The sequence below is a fragment of the Algoriphagus ornithinivorans genome, assembly GCF_900115305.1.
In the GTDB taxonomy this organism is placed as follows: Bacteria; Bacteroidota; Bacteroidia; order Cytophagales; family Cyclobacteriaceae; genus Algoriphagus; species Algoriphagus ornithinivorans.
Map to the genome: position 1 here is coordinate 58,828 of NZ_FOVW01000006.1, position 18,859 is coordinate 77,686.

The 18,859-nt window shown below is 38.4% G+C and carries 11 protein-coding genes and 1 pseudogene; 6 read left to right on the top strand and 6 right to left on the bottom strand.

The features are described 5' to 3' along the window. The first annotated feature begins 1,054 nt into the window (after window positions 1-1,054). Genes smc through BM073_RS10280 form a run of 3 tightly spaced genes read left to right on the top strand, consistent with a single transcriptional unit; the run spans window position 1,055 to window position 8,814 of the window. Window positions 1,055-4,594 carry a chromosome segregation protein SMC gene (smc, locus tag BM073_RS10270; RefSeq protein ID WP_091653859.1) on the top strand — a complete coding sequence of 1,180 codons (3,540 nt, stop codon included), beginning with the start codon at window positions 1,055-1,057 and terminating at the stop codon, window positions 4,592-4,594. 50 nt (window positions 4,595-4,644) lie between these two features. Further along, window positions 4,645-6,513, top strand: a complete 1,869-nt coding sequence (locus BM073_RS10275) for an McrB family protein (protein WP_091653861.1) — start codon at window positions 4,645-4,647, stop codon at window positions 6,511-6,513. Between the two features lie 3 nt (window positions 6,514-6,516). Next, window positions 6,517-8,814, top strand: coding sequence for a DUF2357 domain-containing protein (locus BM073_RS10280; RefSeq protein WP_091653862.1), 2,298 nt, complete (start codon window positions 6,517-6,519; stop codon window positions 8,812-8,814). A 15-nt stretch (window positions 8,815-8,829) separates the two neighbouring features. Here the strand turns inward: BM073_RS10280 and BM073_RS10285 are convergent, their stop codons facing one another. The 5 genes and pseudogenes from BM073_RS10285 to BM073_RS10295 all read right to left on the bottom strand — a co-directional run bounded on the left by BM073_RS10285 (window position 8,830) and on the right by BM073_RS10295 (window position 13,836). Further along, window positions 8,830-9,762, bottom strand: coding sequence for a phospholipase D family protein (locus tag BM073_RS10285; RefSeq protein WP_091653864.1), 933 nt, complete (start codon window positions 9,760-9,762; stop codon window positions 8,830-8,832). Window positions 9,763-9,892: 130 nt separating this feature from the next. Beyond that, on the bottom strand, window positions 9,893-10,999 hold the full coding sequence (locus tag BM073_RS18180) for a DEAD/DEAH box helicase (protein WP_407639973.1): 1,107 nt from the start codon (window positions 10,997-10,999) through the stop codon (window positions 9,893-9,895). A gap of 39 nt (window positions 11,000-11,038) precedes the next feature. Next, window positions 11,039-11,206 (bottom strand): annotated as a pseudogene (locus BM073_RS18325) (AAA domain-containing protein); the annotation flags it as partial. Between the two features lie 39 nt (window positions 11,207-11,245). Beyond that, the gene (locus tag BM073_RS18185) at window positions 11,246-12,910 is read right to left on the bottom strand and encodes an AAA domain-containing protein (protein ID WP_217643103.1); all 1,665 of its coding nucleotides are present in this window, start codon (window positions 12,908-12,910) and stop codon (window positions 11,246-11,248) included. A 647-nt stretch (window positions 12,911-13,557) separates the two neighbouring features. Further along, on the bottom strand, window positions 13,558-13,836 hold the full coding sequence (locus BM073_RS10295; protein WP_091653865.1) for a hypothetical protein: 279 nt from the start codon (window positions 13,834-13,836) through the stop codon (window positions 13,558-13,560). A 301-nt stretch (window positions 13,837-14,137) separates the two neighbouring features. On the opposite strand from BM073_RS10295, the gene BM073_RS17960 reads away from it, so the two are divergent. Continuing rightward, window positions 14,138-14,401, top strand: coding sequence for a hypothetical protein (locus tag BM073_RS17960; protein WP_139217478.1), 264 nt, complete (start codon window positions 14,138-14,140; stop codon window positions 14,399-14,401). Between the two features lie 379 nt (window positions 14,402-14,780). On the opposite strand, the gene BM073_RS10305 is transcribed toward BM073_RS17960, so the two are convergent. Then, entirely contained in the window at window positions 14,781-15,620 is an 840-nt protein-coding gene (locus BM073_RS10305; protein WP_139217479.1) for a hypothetical protein, read from the bottom strand. Window positions 15,621-15,924: 304 nt separating this feature from the next. On the opposite strand from BM073_RS10305, the gene BM073_RS10310 reads away from it, so the two are divergent. Both BM073_RS10310 and BM073_RS10315 read left to right on the top strand, forming a co-directional pair. After that, window positions 15,925-17,781 carry a sensor histidine kinase gene (locus BM073_RS10310; RefSeq protein ID WP_091653870.1) on the top strand — a complete coding sequence of 619 codons (1,857 nt, stop codon included), beginning with the start codon at window positions 15,925-15,927 and terminating at the stop codon, window positions 17,779-17,781. Beyond that, a complete protein-coding gene (locus tag BM073_RS10315) occupies window positions 17,774-18,412 on the top strand; it encodes a response regulator (RefSeq protein WP_091653872.1) in 639 nt (212 codons plus the stop codon). The genes BM073_RS10310 and BM073_RS10315 overlap by 8 nt, the downstream gene beginning before the upstream one ends. Window positions 18,413-18,859: the final 447 nt, after the last annotated feature.

An 18,859-nucleotide genomic window follows, 5' to 3' on the forward strand; every position in this document is an offset into this window, starting at 1 on the left:
TCCGGGATTTGGGTAGGCTTTGCGGTGCTGCTTCTCAGCGAGATCTCGAGCCAGCGCAGTGGTGATTCTCGTTTCCATTTATACCCCGAGTTACACTAGGGCCTGCCTGACACTTAGGCGGGGCTAATAAATTGCGCTCCTTTGCAGCTTTTGATATAGGTTCTATTTATGGTTTATCTTGCCGAAGGCATATCTGGCTCGACGGAGGAGAGACTATCTTGCGAAGCATATCTGTCGAAAATTATTTCGCCGCAGGCATATTTCTATTTTATCTCGAAAATCTCCCTACAAAAAAATCGTTTTCATCTTGCTGGCATTTGGTTTTTATGTCACAATTGAAATTGTGCGCCAGCGCTGGGGATGCAATTATCCGATTATTACCCCGAGTTGCACTCGGGCCTGCCCGACTCAGGCGGGGCTAATAAATTACGCTCCTTCAGAGCTTTTGATATAGGTTCTATTTATGGTATATCTCGCCGAAGGCATATCTGGCTCGACGGAGGAGAGCCTATCTTGCGAAGCATATCTGTTGAATATTATTTCGCCGTAGGCGTATTTCATTTTATTTCTACTGTATTTCTCTAAAATCCCCCCAGCCCCCTTTGCTGAAGGAAGTCATCCTAAACTAAGTTTACACTTCCAAAGGGGGATTTGACCCGTATCTTGCCGAAGGCATATCTGGCTCGACGGAGGAGAGCCTATCTTGCGAAGCATATCTGTTGAATATTATTTCTCCGAAGGCATATTTCTATTTTAACTCTACTGTATTTCTCTAAAATCCCCCCAGCCCCCTTTGCTGAAGGAAGTCATCCTAAACTAAGTTTACACTTCCAAAGGGGGATTTGACCCGTATCTTGCCGAAGGCATATCTGTTGAATATTATTTCGCCGAAGGCGTATTTCATTTTATTTCCACTGTATTTCTATTCTATCTCGCCGAAGGAGTATTTCCAATGTATTTCTTACACCATTTATTTCCTCTAAAGTCTTTTAATTTTTGCCAATTCCTTCAAATGATACTATTTTACTTGCTTTTAGAAAGAGGATAAAATCACATGCTACTTAGTAAACTGGAGATCAAGGGCTTTAAGAGTTTTGGCGACCGAATGGTCATCAATTTTGACAAAGGTATTACCGGTGTCGTAGGGCCTAATGGTTGCGGAAAATCTAATGTAGTCGATGCCATCCGCTGGGTATTGGGTGAACAAAAAACCCGAATGCTCCGCTCGGATAAGATGGAAAATGTGATTTTCAACGGGACCAAAAACCGAAAGCCTTCCAACTTAGCTGAAGTGTCTCTCACTTTTGAAAACACCAAAAACCTCCTCCCCACTGAGTATACTCATGTCACCATCACCCGTCGCTATTATCGCTCAGGGGAAAGTGAATATCAGATCAATGGGGTGACCTGTCGATTGAAAGACATCACCAATCTCTTCATGGACACGGGAATCAACTCGAATTCCTATGCCATCATCGAGCTGAAAATGATTGATGAGTTGCTCAATGATAAGAACAACTCTCGACGCGAACTTTTCGAAGAAGCTGCCGGAATCTCCAAGTTCAAAACCCGAAAGAAAGAAACCCTTCGCAAACTAGAAGACACAGATGCTGACCTCGCAAGAGTTGAAGATTTGCTCTATGAGATTGAGAAAAACCTCAAATCCTTAGAAAAGCAGGCAAAACAGGCAGCTAAATACTTTGAAATTAAAGCTGAATACAAGTCTGCTTCCATCAATCTGGCTAAAAAGAGTATAGAAAAGTACTCTAAGTCTTTGATTGAAACGAATCAGAAAATCCAAGCGGAATCTGACCGCAAACTTTCCTTTCAAACACAAATCGCAGACCAGGAGGCTATGTTAAGCCAGTTGAAAGCAGATTTGATTTCTAAGGAAAAACTCTTGGCTTCCCGCCAAAAGACACTCAATGAGCATGTCAATAAGATTCGCTCTTTTGAGTCGGAAAAGAAAATCAAAAATGAGCGTCTACGCTTTTTGGAAGACAGATCCCAAAAATTGCGGGAGCAAATAGACGCTGATAGAAAATCTAATGATAGAGCAGGATTCTCCATCCGATCCCTTCAGCAGGAAATGGAATCGGCGGGAAAAATGCTGGCCGAAAAGGAAGCAGTTGTCTCTGAACTTAGAGCTGCTTACGAATCCCAAAAGGAGATTCAGGCTGAAAAACAGTTGCAACAGAAATCTCAGCAGCAGGCATTTGAAGGATTGAAGGAAAGGGTTTATCAACTCAGCAAAGACCTTGAAATCAAGCAAATTCAATTATCTACTTTAAAGCAGGAACTTGAGAGAACTTCCTCAGATGATTCCCATCAAGAAGCTTCTTTGGTGGATTTTGAGGCCAAAATAGTAGACTTGAAAGAGGAGCTGGATCAGGCAACAGCGGAATTCACCGGCTTGAAAAACAAGCAGGAAGACCTGGACCAGAAGATCGAGGAATCCAATCGGGTCATTGAAATGATACGCGAGGAATTGACCACCTCATCAAGAAAATTAGACTCCAAGCAAAACGAATATAACCTCACCAAATCCTTGGTAGAGAATCTGGAAGGTTTTCCGGAGGCCATCAAATTTCTTAAAAAGAACAGTTCTTGGGGAAAAGATATACCCCTCCTCTCCGATCTCTTGACTACGGATGAAAAATACCGGGTTACCATAGAGAATTACCTAGAGGGATACATGAACTACTATGTGGTGGACACCGAAGCACAGGCAATTGCAGCGATCCAATTGCTTTCTGACTCCTCTCGTGGAAAAGCCAATTTCTTTGTTTTGGAGCATTTTGAGCGCTTCAAATCTAGCCAAAGCAAGTTGTTCGCCAATGCCATCGCGGCCACCGAAATCATAGAATTTGATGTCAAATACAGCCGTTTGATCAACTTCATTCTGGACAATGTCTACATCGTGCAGGGAGATTACAAGGATTTTCCTCAGGACACCGAGGCTGTGTTTATCTCCGAAAGTGGCAAATACACTAAACGCAAATTCTCCCTTTCTGGCGGTTCTGTAGGCCTTTTTGAAGGAAAAAGAATCGGTAGGGCCAAGAACCTAGAAAAACTAGACAAGGAGATCAAAGAACTCAATAAGAAAGTTTCTGCTACCCGATCTAATCTGGATCAAAAGCTTTCTGACCTGATGAAGCTGAAGGAGATTTCCTACAAAAAGCAGTTGGAGGAAAAGCAAGCAGCCATCAATGAGATCAACCAGTCTTATGTCTCGGTTCGAACCAAAAAAGAGCAACTGGCAGAATTACTTTCTTCCAATGCCAACAAGCGAGAGGATATCCTAGATAGAATTGCGGAGCTGGAAGAAAGTCTCTCCACCATTCAACCGGATTTATTGGAACAGCGAGGTGAATATGAATCTGCGGCTCAGGATCTGGAAATGCTGACTGAGGACTTGGAGAAAGAATCTGCTTTGCTTTCCGAAAAATCTCAGGCTTTCAACCAGGAAAATATCCTCTATCATCAGCAACTGAACCGCGTGAATAGCCTGGAGCAGGAGATCGAGTTTAAGCAGAATGCTTATGAGAGTTCCAAGGAGCGTATAGAAAAGTCCCAAGCTGAATTGGCCTCTCTGGATTCAGAAATCAAAGGATTATTAGAAAACAATGAGATCAAGGATGATGAATTGATTGAATTGTATTCGGAAAAAGAAGGGATTGAAGCTGGGGTTACCGAAGCTGAAAAGGATTACTATGGCAGTCGGGGCTTGATTGATGAAACAGATCAGAAAATCCGCAGTCTACAGAAAGCCAAGGAAAGTCATGATCAATTGTTGCATGAATTACAGAATAGCATCAATGAGATCAAGCTGAAAATGACCTCCATGAAAGAGCGTCTGAGCGTGGAATTTGAGTTGGATCTGGATCAACTGATGGAGGAAAATCCTGAGCTGGATGAAGAATTTGCAGACTTCTCGGAAGAGGACTTGAGAAGCTTGGTTCAGAAGCATAAAGAGAAGCTGGAGAAAATCGGCCCTATCAACCCTATGGCTATGGAGGCCTACGATGAGATCAAGGAGCGTCACGACTTTATCATTACTCAAAAAGATGACTTGGTGAAGGCCAAGGAATCCTTATTGACCACTATTCAAGAAATCGATGATGTGGCCAAGGAGACCTTTTTGGAGGCATTTGATAAGATCAAGGAGAACTTTATCAAGGTCTTTCGTTCCCTCTTTACAGAGCAGGATGATTGCGACTTAAAGCTGACCGATCCGGACAATCCCTTGGAGTCCAGCATAGAGATTATGGCCAAGCCTAAGGGCAAGCGACCATTGACTATCAATCAGCTATCTGGGGGAGAAAAGACCTTGACAGCCACTTCCCTACTCTTCTCTATCTATCTGCTCAAGCCAGCGCCATTCTGTATTTTTGATGAGGTGGATGCACCTTTGGACGATGCCAATATTGACAAGTTCAACCAGATTATCCAGCAGTTCAGCGGAGAGTCCCAATTTATCATCGTCACCCACAACAAGCGCACCATGGCCAGCACGGATATTATCTACGGTATTACCATGATAGAAGCAGGAGTTAGTAGAGTTGTGCCGGTAGATTTGAGGGAGTTGGCTTAATCCAAAAAAGTATTACAGATTTAATTTTTAGGAACTTTTATAAAATTTATATGGAACTATTTTTTTCAAGAGATGAGCTTGTTGAGGCTATCAAAAAAATAGATGAAGACCCAAGTCAAAAAAAAGGAAGGCAATCATCAACATATGATTTGATTTATGAAGGAAAAAACTACCCTCCAATTTTAGTTCTTTCGGTTGCAAATCAACTAAAGGGAGGAAAAGATTTGACTTTAGAGGACTTTGGAAACAATGTTAGTATACCATTTAAAATTCTTCGAGAAAATGATTTTGAGATCATCCCTAAAAAATCTAACCAAGATTTAGAAAATCACATGAGTTATTATGATGAGTTGATAAAATTTTTAGACCAGGCAAAAACAACCGACCTAAAAACTAAAGGCTATTTGAAAAGCTATGCTAATTTAAAGGTTAAGGTAAGTTTTGGTCAAGGGTATCCGGCAAACATCCCATGGATTTCATTTCTGGCTGATCCTTACACCACTGCTGACGGAATTTATCCTGTTTACCTATATTACAAGGATGAAGACTTGCTAATTCTTGCACATGGAATTAGTGAAACAACCCCCCCAAAAAAGGATTGGAATTTGGAAGACGCTAAAAGGATATCAAAATTCTTCGAAGAAGAAAGTCTAAATCCACCATACAGATACGGTGACTCATTTGTTTTTAGGGTATACGATACAACCAATTTACCAAGTAGAGAAGCAATTGATTCTGATTTAAATCAAATTATTGAGAGGTATTTAGAGCTGACCTCCAAAATCCAACCTTTTTCGAATGATAAATTTGAAATTGAAAATTTCATTGAAAATTCTGGTGAAGTTAATTTAATTTTTAACCCTCTTTTAATTAAAAGATTTGCTACTTCTCTCATTTCAAAACAATTTTTAATACTAACCGGTCTCTCAGGATCAGGAAAAACCAAACTTGCCCAATCTTTTGTAAAGTGGATTTCGTCAGATTCTAATCAATATAGAATTATCCCTGTCGGTGCTGACTGGACCAATCGAGAACCTCTTTTGGGGTATCCAAATGCTTTGAATCCAAAAGAGTATGTCAAACCTGAAAACGGAGCTTTAGATTTATTGATTGAGGCTAACGAGAATCCCTATCTCCCCTTTTTTTTGATTTTGGATGAGATGAATCTGAGTCATGTGGAGCGTTATTTTGCTGATTTCCTTAGTGCTATGGAATCCGGCGAGGAAATTTTCCTACACAGCGGAACGGAATCCATCAGCGGAATTCCATCCAAAATCAAAATTCCAAAAAACCTATTTATCATCGGCACAGTCAATATCGATGAGACCACCCATATGTTCAGCCCCAAGGTTCTGGATCGGGCCAATACCGTTGAATTCCGGATTACACCCGATGAAATGTCCTCCTTCTTAAATCAAATAAGGGAAATCAACATGGAAAATCTGGAGTCCAAAGGTGCCGGAATGGCAAAAAGCTTTTTGGAAATGGCTTTGGATAAATCTATTCCAAATGAAGAAATGGAGGAAGTCAAAGCGGAGTTAGGCAAATTCTTTGCCGAACTGAAAAAAGTAGGTGCTGAGTTTGGCTATCGATCAGCCACGGAAATCCTCAAATTAATTGACCGATTAGGCAAGATTGATTCTGGATTAAGCCAAGAAGAAAAACTAGATATTACTATTATTCAAAAGCTACTTCCAAAACTGCATGGATCTAGGCGAAAACTTGTTCCTGTATTGACATCCCTTGCCAATCTTTGCCTTAAGGATTCTTTCAAGCCAGAGAACGAAAATGCATCTGTTGAGAATAAGGTTTTCGAAGCGCAATTGGATCAAATCAAATATCCTATATCGTATGAAAAGCTATCACGGATGCACAAGGCAGCCATTGAAAACGGATTTGCAAGCTTTGCCGAAGCTTAACCTATGCCAGCTGTTTCATCCATATCGATCGATCTATCTGAGGTAGAAGATGGCTTAGTCTTAGAAATCCTTAATAAAAATAGAGAGGAGTTTCTTTTTGATGAATACCAGGAAAGCCTAGAAAACAACGAAGCCAGATATCAATTAGTGGAAGGTTGTTTTTATGAATATGACATAAATAATCCTGAATATTCATTAGATGCTGAAAATGAAAGTATTGTTCAATCCTCTCAAAAGCGCCCATATTCTGGTATTATAGCACCTAATATTTATGTGGGGACTCTTTTTCTTAACCTCAACAAAAAAGGAATTGAAAATCCAATCAAGAAAATTCCACTTGAGGTGCGATCCAAAAAAACAGACTATAGGAATGATTACCGTGACATGTTGGAATTCATAACCGAAAAATCTACAGATCTCCTCCTTCAAATCAACTCTCCGGTTTACCAAAATTTTGAACCTAATTTTGATCAGGGCATATCGGAAAAGGTACTTTATCAGCGCTTTATCTTTTTAAAGTCCATCATCGGCACTTCGGAATTTCATGAGGCAGTGCACCGGATTGTTTCGTTTCCTAATACCAAATGGAAAGAAGAAACAGAACTAAAGGAGGTAAGGAATGTGCGTCGCTTTTCCCGAAGTACAGTTGCCGAAATTATCAAAGGCAAAAACCGAAATAAAATTCCTGATACCCACCCACTCTGTGGCTATGGATTGGATTCTATTCCTGCCAAAATACTTTCTTCCAGAAAAGTGGATTCACTGGATACTCCGGAGAATCGATTTATCAAGTACGCCTTGGAAACTTTTTTAAAGTTTTGTGTGGAAATCCATGTCAAGGCACGGAAACTTAAATCACAAAGTCAATTGGCCATAGAATCGGAACGGTTGGTAGCCGAATTGGAAAACCATCTTCATCATACCGTTTTCAGCGAGATTTCTGCCCCCCATTTGTTGAAATTAAATAGTCCGGTTTTTCAGAGAAAAGAGGGTTATAGGGAAGTTTTACGGGTATGGCTGATGTTTGATCTAGCTGCCAAACTGATCTGGAAAGGTGGAGAAGATGTGTATGAAGGAGGTAAAAAGGATATTGCAACACTTTATGAATATTGGCTTTTCTTTAAAATGCTTGAAATCCTTCAGCATCTTTTTGAAATCGAACCCAAGCAATTGGAGGAATTGATAACTGTCAAAGATGAAGGCTTGAATATCAATCTGAAACAAGGAAAATTCACTGCTTTAAAAGGGATCTTCAATTCAGGAAACCGGAAGTTTCATGTTCAGTTCAACTACAATCGGTCATTTCAAGGAAAAAATGATTACCCAAAATCAGGAAGCTGGACCACTACCCTTCGGCCCGATTATACCCTTTCCGTTTGGCCATTTGGAATTAGTGAGATTCAGGCAGAGAAGGAAGAATTAATTGTTCACATTCACTTTGATGCCAAGTATAAAGCGGACAACATATTTCAAATTACAGATCAGGAAGATGAATTGGAAGAGGAAAAAACCGCTAACAGAAAAGGCATCTATAAAAATGCTGATCTCCTGAAAATGCATGCGTATAAAGATGCAATCCGCAGAACGGGTGGAGCCTATGTTTTGTACCCGGGAAATGTTCCGATTGAAAGAAAGGGCTTTCATGAGATTATCCCAGGACTGGGAGCTTTTCCTGTTCGTCCGTCCAAAATGGATGATGGTACTAGAGAACTGGAAACCTTTATCAAACAGGTTATTTATCATTTTATTAACCGCGCATCGCAGCGGGAAAAAATCGCTTTTAAATCATTCAAAGTTTATCAAAATCCACCATCAAAAGAAGACCGAGTAGACGATTTACTTCCAGAGGCATTTGGAGAAAATAGACACTTGATTCCAGATGAAACTTATGTGCTAATTGGATATTATAAATCTGAAGAGCATTTAGATTGGATCAAGAAAAAGAAGAAGTACAATTTTAGAACAGGCGCCGGAAACGGTTCTTTAAATCTCGATTTGGAAACAGTAAGCGCTAAATATTTACTTCTCCATACAAAAGGCGATAAAGATTCAAGTCACTTATGGAAAATCGTTAGCAAAGGGCCTAAAGTTTTTTCTAAATCTGATTTAGAAAAATTGGATTATCCATCTCCTTCAAATGATTTTTATTTAGTTATTAACCTCAAACCCATCACAGATCCTGAATTTATCGGTAAAAGATGGGCATTTAAAAAATTGGATAAATACAAAAAAGGAAATGCTTCTGCACTTCCATTTACTGCGAGCATTGCTGAATTTGTTAAAGTAAACTCTCATATTTGAAAAGATAGTTTGGAATTAATTAAGACCTAATTCTTCAATTATTTTTTTAGCATGAATCCAATTTTTATTTAAAATTGGTTTTGCCATTGAAGTTTTACCAAAAGATGGTTCACCCGAAAAATGGCAAAACTTCTCCTCAAAATTAGGGTTTTCATATTTAGACCAACTCTGATATGCAGTATATGAAAATCGCCTTTCTGGATTAAATGGAATTTTTTGACCTGACCTTATGCAAAATCCCTCGATAACTTTCCCGGTGCTCATAACATCTTTTTCCTCAGAAATTCGTTCTGGTCTTACACCATCAATTTGTTCACTACTAAGTTCATCTGGGTAATCAAAGACTGATTTTGGATTAGTTTTATCAATTGTTAATGATTTATAAAATTTGTCAGTAGAATCGAACAAAACTTTGGACCCCATATAATTCTTACTTTTAGAGAGCAAACCTTTTTTATTCTCAAAAATCGGTCTTTTAATAAAAACAACTTCATTTTTCTCTGCTATTTCTATACAAGTTTGCCAAGCAGCATCATCAACATTTGAGGTTTTTGAAATCTTTTCAAAAATACTTTGTTCAGCAAAGACTCCAAACTCTATATTATTCTTAAATGAATAATCGTATAGATTAATTGAAGTTATAACTCCATGATATTCATTAGCATAATACTTTGCATGAAGATTAGGAGCATAAACAATACTAACATTCGGAAACTCCTTAAAGAATTCAAAATCTGCAATATTTAGGCTTTTAGAAACACTTTTTTCATTTTTTCCAAAGATCAATAAAATGTTGAGCTCAGGTTTAGCCTTATGTTTTAAAAATAATTCTTTGAAGTAATCATCGAGTTTGATATAAGGTGATACAATTAAAAGTTTTGATTTTGCATTCCAAATTATATCATAAATGAGGTTACTTAATTCCTCCCCTGTTAAAAATTTTGCCATGAGTTTTTTATTTAAAATAAAACAAGTTTCCTCACTTTAAAAAGAAGAACCAATTAAGTACTTTATAAATGACTAATTTTCAAATCAATTGATTTTGAGAAAATAAATATTCCCTAAGTATTTGTTTTTTTTAAATATCTTTTTTGTTACCAACAAAGGAATCGTATTCATCAAACAAAGATTTTTGATAAACGCCTCCTTTGATTTTATTCATTAATTCCCGTATGAATTCATAATGTTTAACATAGGGATTGGGAACGGAAATGCTGGCTATTCCTTTGGATCGGAGTAGTTGGATTTTAATTTTATCCGATTCGATTCGCTTTTTGTTTCTGTAATGTTTCGTGCCGTTGATTTCAAAGACAACTTTTGGTACCCTACCCTGATAAATGACACCATCAAATTCCTTTTTGTTGACAAAATCATTATTGATTTCCTCAGGAAAGACATCCAGCACTTTTACATTTCGCTCCAACCGGCTTCCTTGGACTGAGCAATAATGGCACATTGTCTTATAAAATTCGTCCTCAAATTTCGAATCATTCGAAAACCCAATGGTAAACCTATTAGCCGAGCTTTGAGGGATTTGTGTGGTGCCGTTTTTTTGTACGTAATCAACCAGAGCATATAGATCATCATCCTTTCTTGAAAGAATATCTATCGCCTTTTTATCGGCAACCACAATTAAGTTTTCCTGAGCCCTGGTGACCCCCACATTGATCAACTGGCTGTTGTTCTTAATCCAATCGTAGGTTCTTCCAGAGGTGTTTCTTGATAGGGAAGTGGATATGATAATAGTTCTGTTCTCCTGGCCTTGTATTTTGTGAATTGTACCACAGCTTACGGATTCATCTATTTCATTATTGGCTTTCGCCCTTCCCAGGTATTGATTCAAAACTGCTTCCTGATTGCGGAAGGGGGTGATGATGAAAACATCTTTTAACTGATTGTCAGCAATGTATTTTACGATCTCTCCAGCTTCTTCAATGGTAGCATTTCTACTCTGCTGATTTACATTATTCACATCAATCAGCTTCAGCTCCCCTTTTGACTTAATTTTCGAAAGGTTAAGCTTGTTCTCATAAAACCGCATGTTGGAATAGCTGATAATCTTCTTTCCACAGCGATAATGATAGCTCAGCAGAATATCTCTGGAAATATTATCAATTCTCTTATATAGCGATAAAATAGAATTGTTGTAGTAATCGTAGGTCTTATCAACCTTGAATCGATGCATCAGCTGCTGGCCAGTACTCTCTTCAAAAACGACGATTGGCTTTAGCTGGTTTGTGTCTCCAATTAGAACCATGTTTTTGCACTTTGAAACAGGAATCAAGGCTGTGGCAACATCACATTGACCCGCTTCATCTATCACCAGTAAATCAAACTTACCTTTTCGTCCCAGCTTCCGGCTCGATAGATTGGTAGTAAGTATAATCGGAAATACTTTGGTGAGCTTTTCTAAATTCTCATCATCAGCAACCTATTTATTGAATTCCCTGACCTGTTTTCCAGATTCCTCAATCTCCAGGATTTCTATCAACTGAGCATACTCCTTGGTCCTGAGACGCTTTACGTACCTCAAAGATTCGTAGTAGAAAAACTGCAAAAGTTGGTGGTTGTCTTTAATGACTTCAAAAAGGTTATCCAGATCATCATTATTTGTCTCTGGTATCTGCCTTAGTTTTTCTTCAATGGCAAGCTTTTCCTTTTCTAGTAGATGATTTCCAGCTTTCGACAGCAAATTGCACACAAACTCAAGGTTTTGCGACTGCTCAATTCTTATCTCATGATTTTTGATTTTCTCAACTAATTTTCGGTTTCTCTCTTTCGATTCCTCTTTGAGATTAAAAAGCAGCCTTTCCTTAGGCACATCCTTGGTCTCAAACGCATGCCTTTCCTTGATTACTTGGATGGCCTGTGAGACGTAGTCGTTGTTCCCAAGCCTTAGTACAGGAAGCATTATTCCCTTGTTTCGGTATTTGCCCAAAGATAATTTATCCTTAATCCCGTCAATGGGCACATTATTGTTCGATGAGATCAACAATGTTTTGCCATTGGTAAGACAATTGACAATAATATTTAATATGGTTTGGGTTTTACCCGTTCCCGGTGGTCCCTGCACATAAGTGATGGGGTATTTCAAGGCATTATAAATCGTTTGAATTTGATCAATATTGATATTCCGATCATACAATACCATATGTGGTTCCTTTCGGTTTTTCCTGTCCAGCAATGACAGTTTTTGAAAGAACGCCTTTAACGGAACTTCCATTTCATCCCTCTCAAATTCTGCATGTATGGTGTCATAAATTCCAGCAATATCAATCTGAGCATATCCCAAAACAACAAGTTCCGGCCGGGTATTGATCACTTCGCCGGTTTTGAAATTGTCTCTCAACAATTCAATGGCTTCTGACTGGTCCTTTGTGTAAACCGCTTCAAAATCCGAAGGACTTAAATCAGAGTAATATGCCAATGAGTGCTTTACATCTTTTATATAAAAATTCGAGTTGAATTGTGTTTTGCTACCCAGATGTAATTTTTTGTTTACAGGATCAAGGGTGAGCTTTCTGTAGGCAATCACAAATTTGCCCTTAGAGGGTAAATCAATTGAAAATTCGCTGATCGCAAGCTCATATTCATAATGCTTGCGATAATCGTTGTGATAAATATCCTTAATGATCTGCTTTAGCTGATCATCTTTTAATGGATAAGGGTTTTCCTTTTCCAATTCTGACAAATCCACTCCTTGAATTAAATGGGATTTGTGTAGGAAGGGATCTTTATTGGCTTTGTAGCATTCCAGATAATAATTCAAAATGTTATTGTCATACCGGTCAAATTCGTAGACCTGTAAACTTTCATCCTCATCCAGTTTTCTGATCAATTCCTTTGAAGATTCACTATGGGAGAATTTAAGGATTTCAGCACTCTGGATTGATGAAAAAAAAATTTTTTTTACAAGTAGTGGATAATCCTTTGTGACATTAAACATATTTACCCACAGCTCACCATTTGCGTTTATGTCAAGAATGCTTATCCAAAAGGGCGTAATTTCCCCATCTTTGTTTTTATAGGTAATGTTTAGAAATTTCCCTTCCCTAATGGCTTTCCCGATAATTACAGTGATGTTTTTGTTAATCATTTTTAGGGAAAATTAAAATTCATGGAATTGAAAGTTCATTTCGTGATTACCTTATTTATGAAATACATTTAAAAAAAATTGATTTTTGGAACATCTGTTAATATTACAGTGTTTTAAACGAGGTTAGATTTATACTATTTGTAAACCATTTTTTGGAAAGATAAACTTAGAACTAATCATCTAAATATCCAATATCAACTTATTATTTAGGCTTTTGCTAGGTGGATGAACTTGATTTTCTAATTCTTCTCTATTCTAAAAATTTGGAATTCGCGGTAGGATTTGATGCTGGGTTTTCAATTTTCCTTGTCTTAGCCATGCAAAAAATCTCAATCTATAGAAATCACAGGAATATACTTTTCTAAACTGATATTAGGATTCCAGATAGCTTCTTCTTTTAAATTATGTAAAGGATTCCAGCTTCCCAAAGCTCCTATTTGAGAATTAGTTCAGAATTAGTTTCTATGGACCTAATTTGAACATTTTAAAAAGCCTATTTCTATAGTATAAAATCCATTAGCTTCAGAAAAACTAGGAATAGCAACCTTCGGCCTTTGTAAGGCTTTTCTTTCATAGTCTGAAAATAAGATGCAGGTAAATTAAAGGCAAACACCAAGCCGATAAAAAATTAGCATAAAATTAATCCGTTACTCCCTCTCCGCCTGCATTGCGCCGATATTATTGTCTTTGTAGAACTTATCCCGGTATTCCTGGAATTGCTCTTCGAGCTCTGAGACAAGATTTAAGTTGGTATCTACCGCAAAGAAAATATCGGTTAGTTTTTCTTCCAGCAGCTTTACTCCCAAGTTGATATTGTCTGCTTCTATCTTGGATATTTTCTTTAATACGGATGTTTGGGAGTTTCTTAAATCTTCAAATTCCCGAAGGATTTTATCCATCATATCCATTTTTTCTAGCTTATCCATGTGCATTTATTTTGGGTTTAAAGAGATGTTTCATCTAGAATATACAAAAAAATATTCGGTAATTGATATTTTATTATTGATTATCAGAAGGTTATTGGGTTTAGGTAGAGAATTCGGCTGCTCGAGATTTGTAATCTCGAGCACCTATCGTAGGATTTTCTATCCGACAATAACAAGCCCCTTCCCTGTCTTGCTGGCACTGAGATATCGTTTCCAAATGTAGATCACGGGCCAGCACTGGAGTGAATCTCGTTTTCATTTATACCCCGACTTCCAGGCGGGGCTAAGAAATTACGCTCCTTTGGAGCTTTTGATACAAGTACGATTTAAGGTTTATTTCGCCGAAGGCATATCTGGCTCGACGGAGGAAAGCCTATCTTGCGAAGCGTATCTGTTACAAAATATTTCGCCGAAGGCGTATTTCTATTTTATTTCTAAAATCTCCCTACAAAAAATCGTTTTCATCTTGCTGGCATTGGGTTTTCATGTCACAATTGAAATTGTGCGCCAGCGCTGGGAAGAGGGAAACTACATCTTCCAAACCCTGGGTTTCACCCAGGGCTAATAAATTACGCTCCTTTGGAGCTTTTTATTTTCGTTACAACAAAGGTTTTGTCTCGCCGAAGGCGTATCTCGTTTTATCTTGAAAAATATCTTTATCAGATTATCGAGAGTTCAGTAGTATTTCGCCGAAGGCTTATTTCTTTTTATTTCTACTGTATTTCGATTAAAATCCCCCTTGCCCCCTTTTATTAAAATTTGGTCATTAATTGAATTGACGTTTCCAAAGGGGGATTTGCTTCTTGGATAATTTAAGTTTTGTATAAAAAAAATGGCCTGTGGATCACACAAGCCAAATCGAAAGGTCATTCGAAAAATATATCAATCAAAAAGTTCCAAAAATCACCCCTAAACTAATATGTAAAATCCCCTCCGATTGATATCTATCTGCAGTAAGGACAGTTTTGCATAGGCGTAGTTATCTGATTCATTTGAGCATACAATCGGCAATACTCTTTCACTTCTCTTGAATCAGGACCTAATCCATTTTTACATAAGTAAACCCAAGCTGCCTGACAAAATCCATCTCGCTGAGGTGCTCCTGTTGGCCCTTGGTAGGTACTTGTACAATAAGACACTGAAGAACCACCAGATCCTCCTGAGCCACCACCGGAGCCGCCGGAGCCTCCAGAACCTCCTCCTGATCCCCCGGAGTCATCACTGGAAACTGGTGGGACATAAGGAGGATCATCTCTATTATCAAAACTTACTCTAAAATCAAAACTGATTGGAGTAGGCGGAAATCTAGGGTCAGATCCACCAAATTCTCCATTTCCTTGAAGTCTAAAGGAAATTTTCCCTCTGGTTTCATCTTTTATGTCTTTGGAAAATTCACTCACAGTGGCTGTGCCTGATTTGAACTTTAATGAAAAACCATCTGCATAAATATCTACTTCATCATTGCTAAAAGTATCTGGGACTATGGTAAAAGTCCCTTTTTTAGCAGGAATGGAGAAAGTGAGATTCACCATGATATTGTTTCCCAATATTAAATTCACCTTCGATTCACTGGCGTTGAATCCATATATTCTCAAATTAGAATCAGTTTTATCAGCATTTTTTAAGGTGCCTGATAATTCTGGAGTACTTAAAGAACCTATGCTGGAGATATAATATGAGTCAAGGCTATCACCTTTCAAACCCTCAATCAAATCACAGCTAGGCATCATACAGAAAACCATCAATGTGAGTATTATTCTAAATACGCTCTGCACGTGTTTCATCTGTTTATAATTTGTTTTTAAGAGGTCAGATGGAATGCCCCGGATAATCATTCCCCTCCCGAAACAAGTTCGGGACAAGTTGTTTGAGATTTTTCCTCATGGGCATTTCATATTTACCTGATCAATTTGGAAATACTCCTCCTCGGTCGTTCTGTTTATTTCACAAGTTTCAGCCTAAATATGAAGCCTTCCTATACCTAAAAATTGGTATTTTTATAAAGGATTGTTTTGAATTCAGTTCAATTTTTATCTTGCTTCCGAATTCATCCATCACCCTACACAATCACTCTAGTTTATCCTCTAAATGGGTAAGTGTTTAAAGAATAGCTTCTTTGTATTCATCTGGTACCACCGGTGGAACTTCCGTTACATCCTTGGCTCTATTCTTTTGATCAATTTGCTTTCCTGCACTGAAAAGGAGGACCAATTGAACTTTGGAATCTTTCCAGATCAGAATTACACTCCTTCAGAGGCTTGGGAAAGGTTTGACACTTTGAAGCAGAATAAAAGTTTGTTTAATCAGGGTATTACCAAAAGTCAGTGGTGGCTGGGATTTACTATAGTAAATGATGCGGATAGTTTACAGTCATTATTATTTGTTTCCAACAATCCTCATATCAACCGTATCCAGGTTTTTGAAAATGGAGCTAATTCCTCATCAATGGATCTGGGGGACTTATATCCTTTCGAAAAAAGACCATTCCTTGACAGGGATTTAATTATCCCATTTACTATTCCTGCGAATGGCAAGCTTCAAGTTCTTTTGCAGATGGATAAATCTGGGGAAACATTTCACATAGAGCCTGAGATTCTGGATTTCCAGACTTTTTATCAAAAAAAGACCAATGATACCTTGATCATAGGGGGTATCCTGGGCTGGATGTGTATCATTTTCATTTTCGCAGTTTTCTTTGCTGCAGAACTGAAGTCTTGGAGTGGAGCAATATATGCGGCCTATGTTTTGGCTATTTCTCTTTGGTTGGCCACCCATTGGGGCTTGACATTTCAATTTCTCTGGCCTACTCAGACTACCTGGACTGGAATTGCCAGGCCTTTTTTCAATTTGATGACCAATGTGCTGATTTTGCTTTTGGTGGTCAACTTCTTCCCTCCCACTGTTACTGGAAAAAAAACAGCAAAGTGGATTTGGGCTACTGCAATTTTCCAAGCTTTAATGGCTTTGGCCTTGCTTTTACCTTTGGGAATAATGGATGGTATTTCAAGCAAATCACTTTTTCTCCAAATCACGCTGCTTGTTTCCTTACTTACCAGCATTTTAATTCTATTATATCCTTTTCTCCAATGGAAAGCCAAGGTGCCTCTTGCTGGATATTACCTGCTCGGTATAGCTATTTTGGCTCTGTTTGGGATTGTGCTGCAACTCAATCAAAAAATATTACCTATGGGTTTGCCCCATTATTTGGTGGATTATGGAAGTGCTTTCGCGTTGATGGGTGAAACGGGAGTAATTACCGCAGCTTTTGCAAGAAGAGCCTCAATTTTCAAAAAGGAAAAAGAAAAGCTCTCCATTGAGATTTTGAAAAGGGAGAAGCAGGCTGCTGAACATTTGATACAAGTTCAGGAAGATGAGCGTAAGCGATTGGGCAGGGATCTTCATGATAGCATAGGTGGAATGCTGGCAAGCCTTTATATCAAAACTGAGACAATAGAAGAAAATTATTCTAAGCAATCCTTAAATGAATTGAGGCAAATGATAGAGCAAAGCATACAGGAAGCCCGCTCGCTTAGCCACAACCTAACTCCTCACTATCTGGAAGAAAATGGTTTGGAAAATGTATTGAAAGTGCAGATTGAGCTCTTGGAGAAAAAATACCCACTGAAAATCCATTTCTATTATCAAGTAAGTACAGATTTGGGGAAATCCACGGAATTGATTCTCTATCGAATTATCAATGAGCTACTTCAAAATATGGTTAAGCATTCGGAAGCGAAAAAAGCGCTGATCAGTATTTCGGAAAGGGAGGGTGAGCTAGAACTCATTGCAGAAGATGATGGAAAAGGAATTGATCCTGATCTTGGTTTAAAGGGAATTGGCCTAAAAAATATTCAAGAAAGAGTTGCTTATCTTAAGGGGAAAATGGAATTGGAATCCAGCGCAAGCGGAACAAGCCATATTATAATCATACCGCTACATGCTTAACTTCAGCGAAATTAAAATTGTGCATATAGACGATCACTTGCTATTTGCGCAAGGAGTTTATTCTTTGATTGGTACAGAGTCGTTTATTCAAGAACTCGCGCATGCACAGTCCTTTAAAAAAGGTTTGGAGGAGGTCAAAAGAATCCAGCCTGACATTATTTTATTGGATTATTTTTTACCTGATTCTGACGGTATAGCTTCTATCAGAGAATTGAAAAAAGTATCTGTTTCCAGTAAAATTATCCTACTTACTATGGAAAGTAATCCCAACATCGTGGATAAATGCAAAATGGAAGGCGCTATAGGATATTTGCCGAAATCGATCAGTAAAAAGGCATTGATTCAGGCTTTGAATAATGCTATCGAGGGGATCCCTACTTTTCCTGAGTCTACAGGGGAAAATACCCAGGGATCAGAAACTTATTCTAAACTGAATATTCTCAGTAAACGGGAGAAGGAGATTGCTTATTTGATAGCGGAGGGTTTGACATCAGCGGAAATTGCCGAGAAGCTTTTTTTAAGTGATTTGACTGTCAATACCCATAGGAGGAATTTGATTCAAAAATTAGGGTTGAAAAATTCAGCTCAATTGGTGGCATTTGTGGAGAATCAGAAATTTATGAAGTCCTGAGGTTTATTTTGACGGAACTTGTAATTCTCGGACATCTTGCTGGCATTGAGTTATCGTTTCTAAATAGAGCTATTGGGCCAGCGCTGGGATGAATCTCGTTATCATTTATACCCTGGGTTGAACCCAGGCCTGCCCGACACAGGCGGGGCTAAGAAATTACGCTCCTTTGGAGCTTTTGAATCGGCTGGTCGAGATTCGCTGCTCGAGATTTGTAATCTCGAGCACCTATCGTAGGATTTTCAATCCGACAATACCAAGCCTCTTCCCTGTCTTGCTGGCATTTAGATAGCGTTTTCAAACGTAGTTCTCGGGCCAGCGCTGGGGAGAAATCGTTACCATTTATACCCCGAGTTGCACTCGGGGCTATTAATAAGTTTAAGCCCTTCAGGCTTCTGGTTTAGGGATCAAACGGAGCAGGGTGAACATTGAACTATGAACGATTGAACT

Excerpts from the sequence above, each read along its gene's own strand:
- smc (WP_091653859.1), top strand. The coding sequence starts at position 1,055 with ATGCTACTTAGTAAACTGGAGATCAAGGGCTTTAAGAGTTTTGGCGAC.
- BM073_RS10275 (WP_091653861.1), top strand. The coding sequence starts at position 4,645 with ATGGAACTATTTTTTTCAAGAGATGAGCTTGTTGAGGCTATCAAAAAA.
- BM073_RS10280 (WP_091653862.1), top strand. The coding sequence starts at position 6,517 with ATGCCAGCTGTTTCATCCATATCGATCGATCTATCTGAGGTAGAAGAT.
- BM073_RS10285 (WP_091653864.1), bottom strand. The coding sequence starts at position 9,762 with ATGGCAAAATTTTTAACAGGGGAGGAATTAAGTAACCTCATTTATGAT.
- BM073_RS18180 (WP_407639973.1), bottom strand. The coding sequence starts at position 10,999 with ATGCATCGATTCAAGGTTGATAAGACCTACGATTACTACAACAATTCT.
- BM073_RS18185 (WP_217643103.1), bottom strand. The coding sequence starts at position 12,910 with ATGATTAACAAAAACATCACTGTAATTATCGGGAAAGCCATTAGGGAA.
- BM073_RS10295 (WP_091653865.1), bottom strand. The coding sequence starts at position 13,836 with ATGGATAAGCTAGAAAAAATGGATATGATGGATAAAATCCTTCGGGAA.
- BM073_RS10305 (WP_139217479.1), bottom strand. The coding sequence starts at position 15,620 with ATGAAACACGTGCAGAGCGTATTTAGAATAATACTCACATTGATGGTT.
- BM073_RS10310 (WP_091653870.1), top strand. The coding sequence starts at position 15,925 with ATGGGTAAGTGTTTAAAGAATAGCTTCTTTGTATTCATCTGGTACCAC.
- BM073_RS10315 (WP_091653872.1), top strand. The coding sequence starts at position 17,774 with ATGCTTAACTTCAGCGAAATTAAAATTGTGCATATAGACGATCACTTG.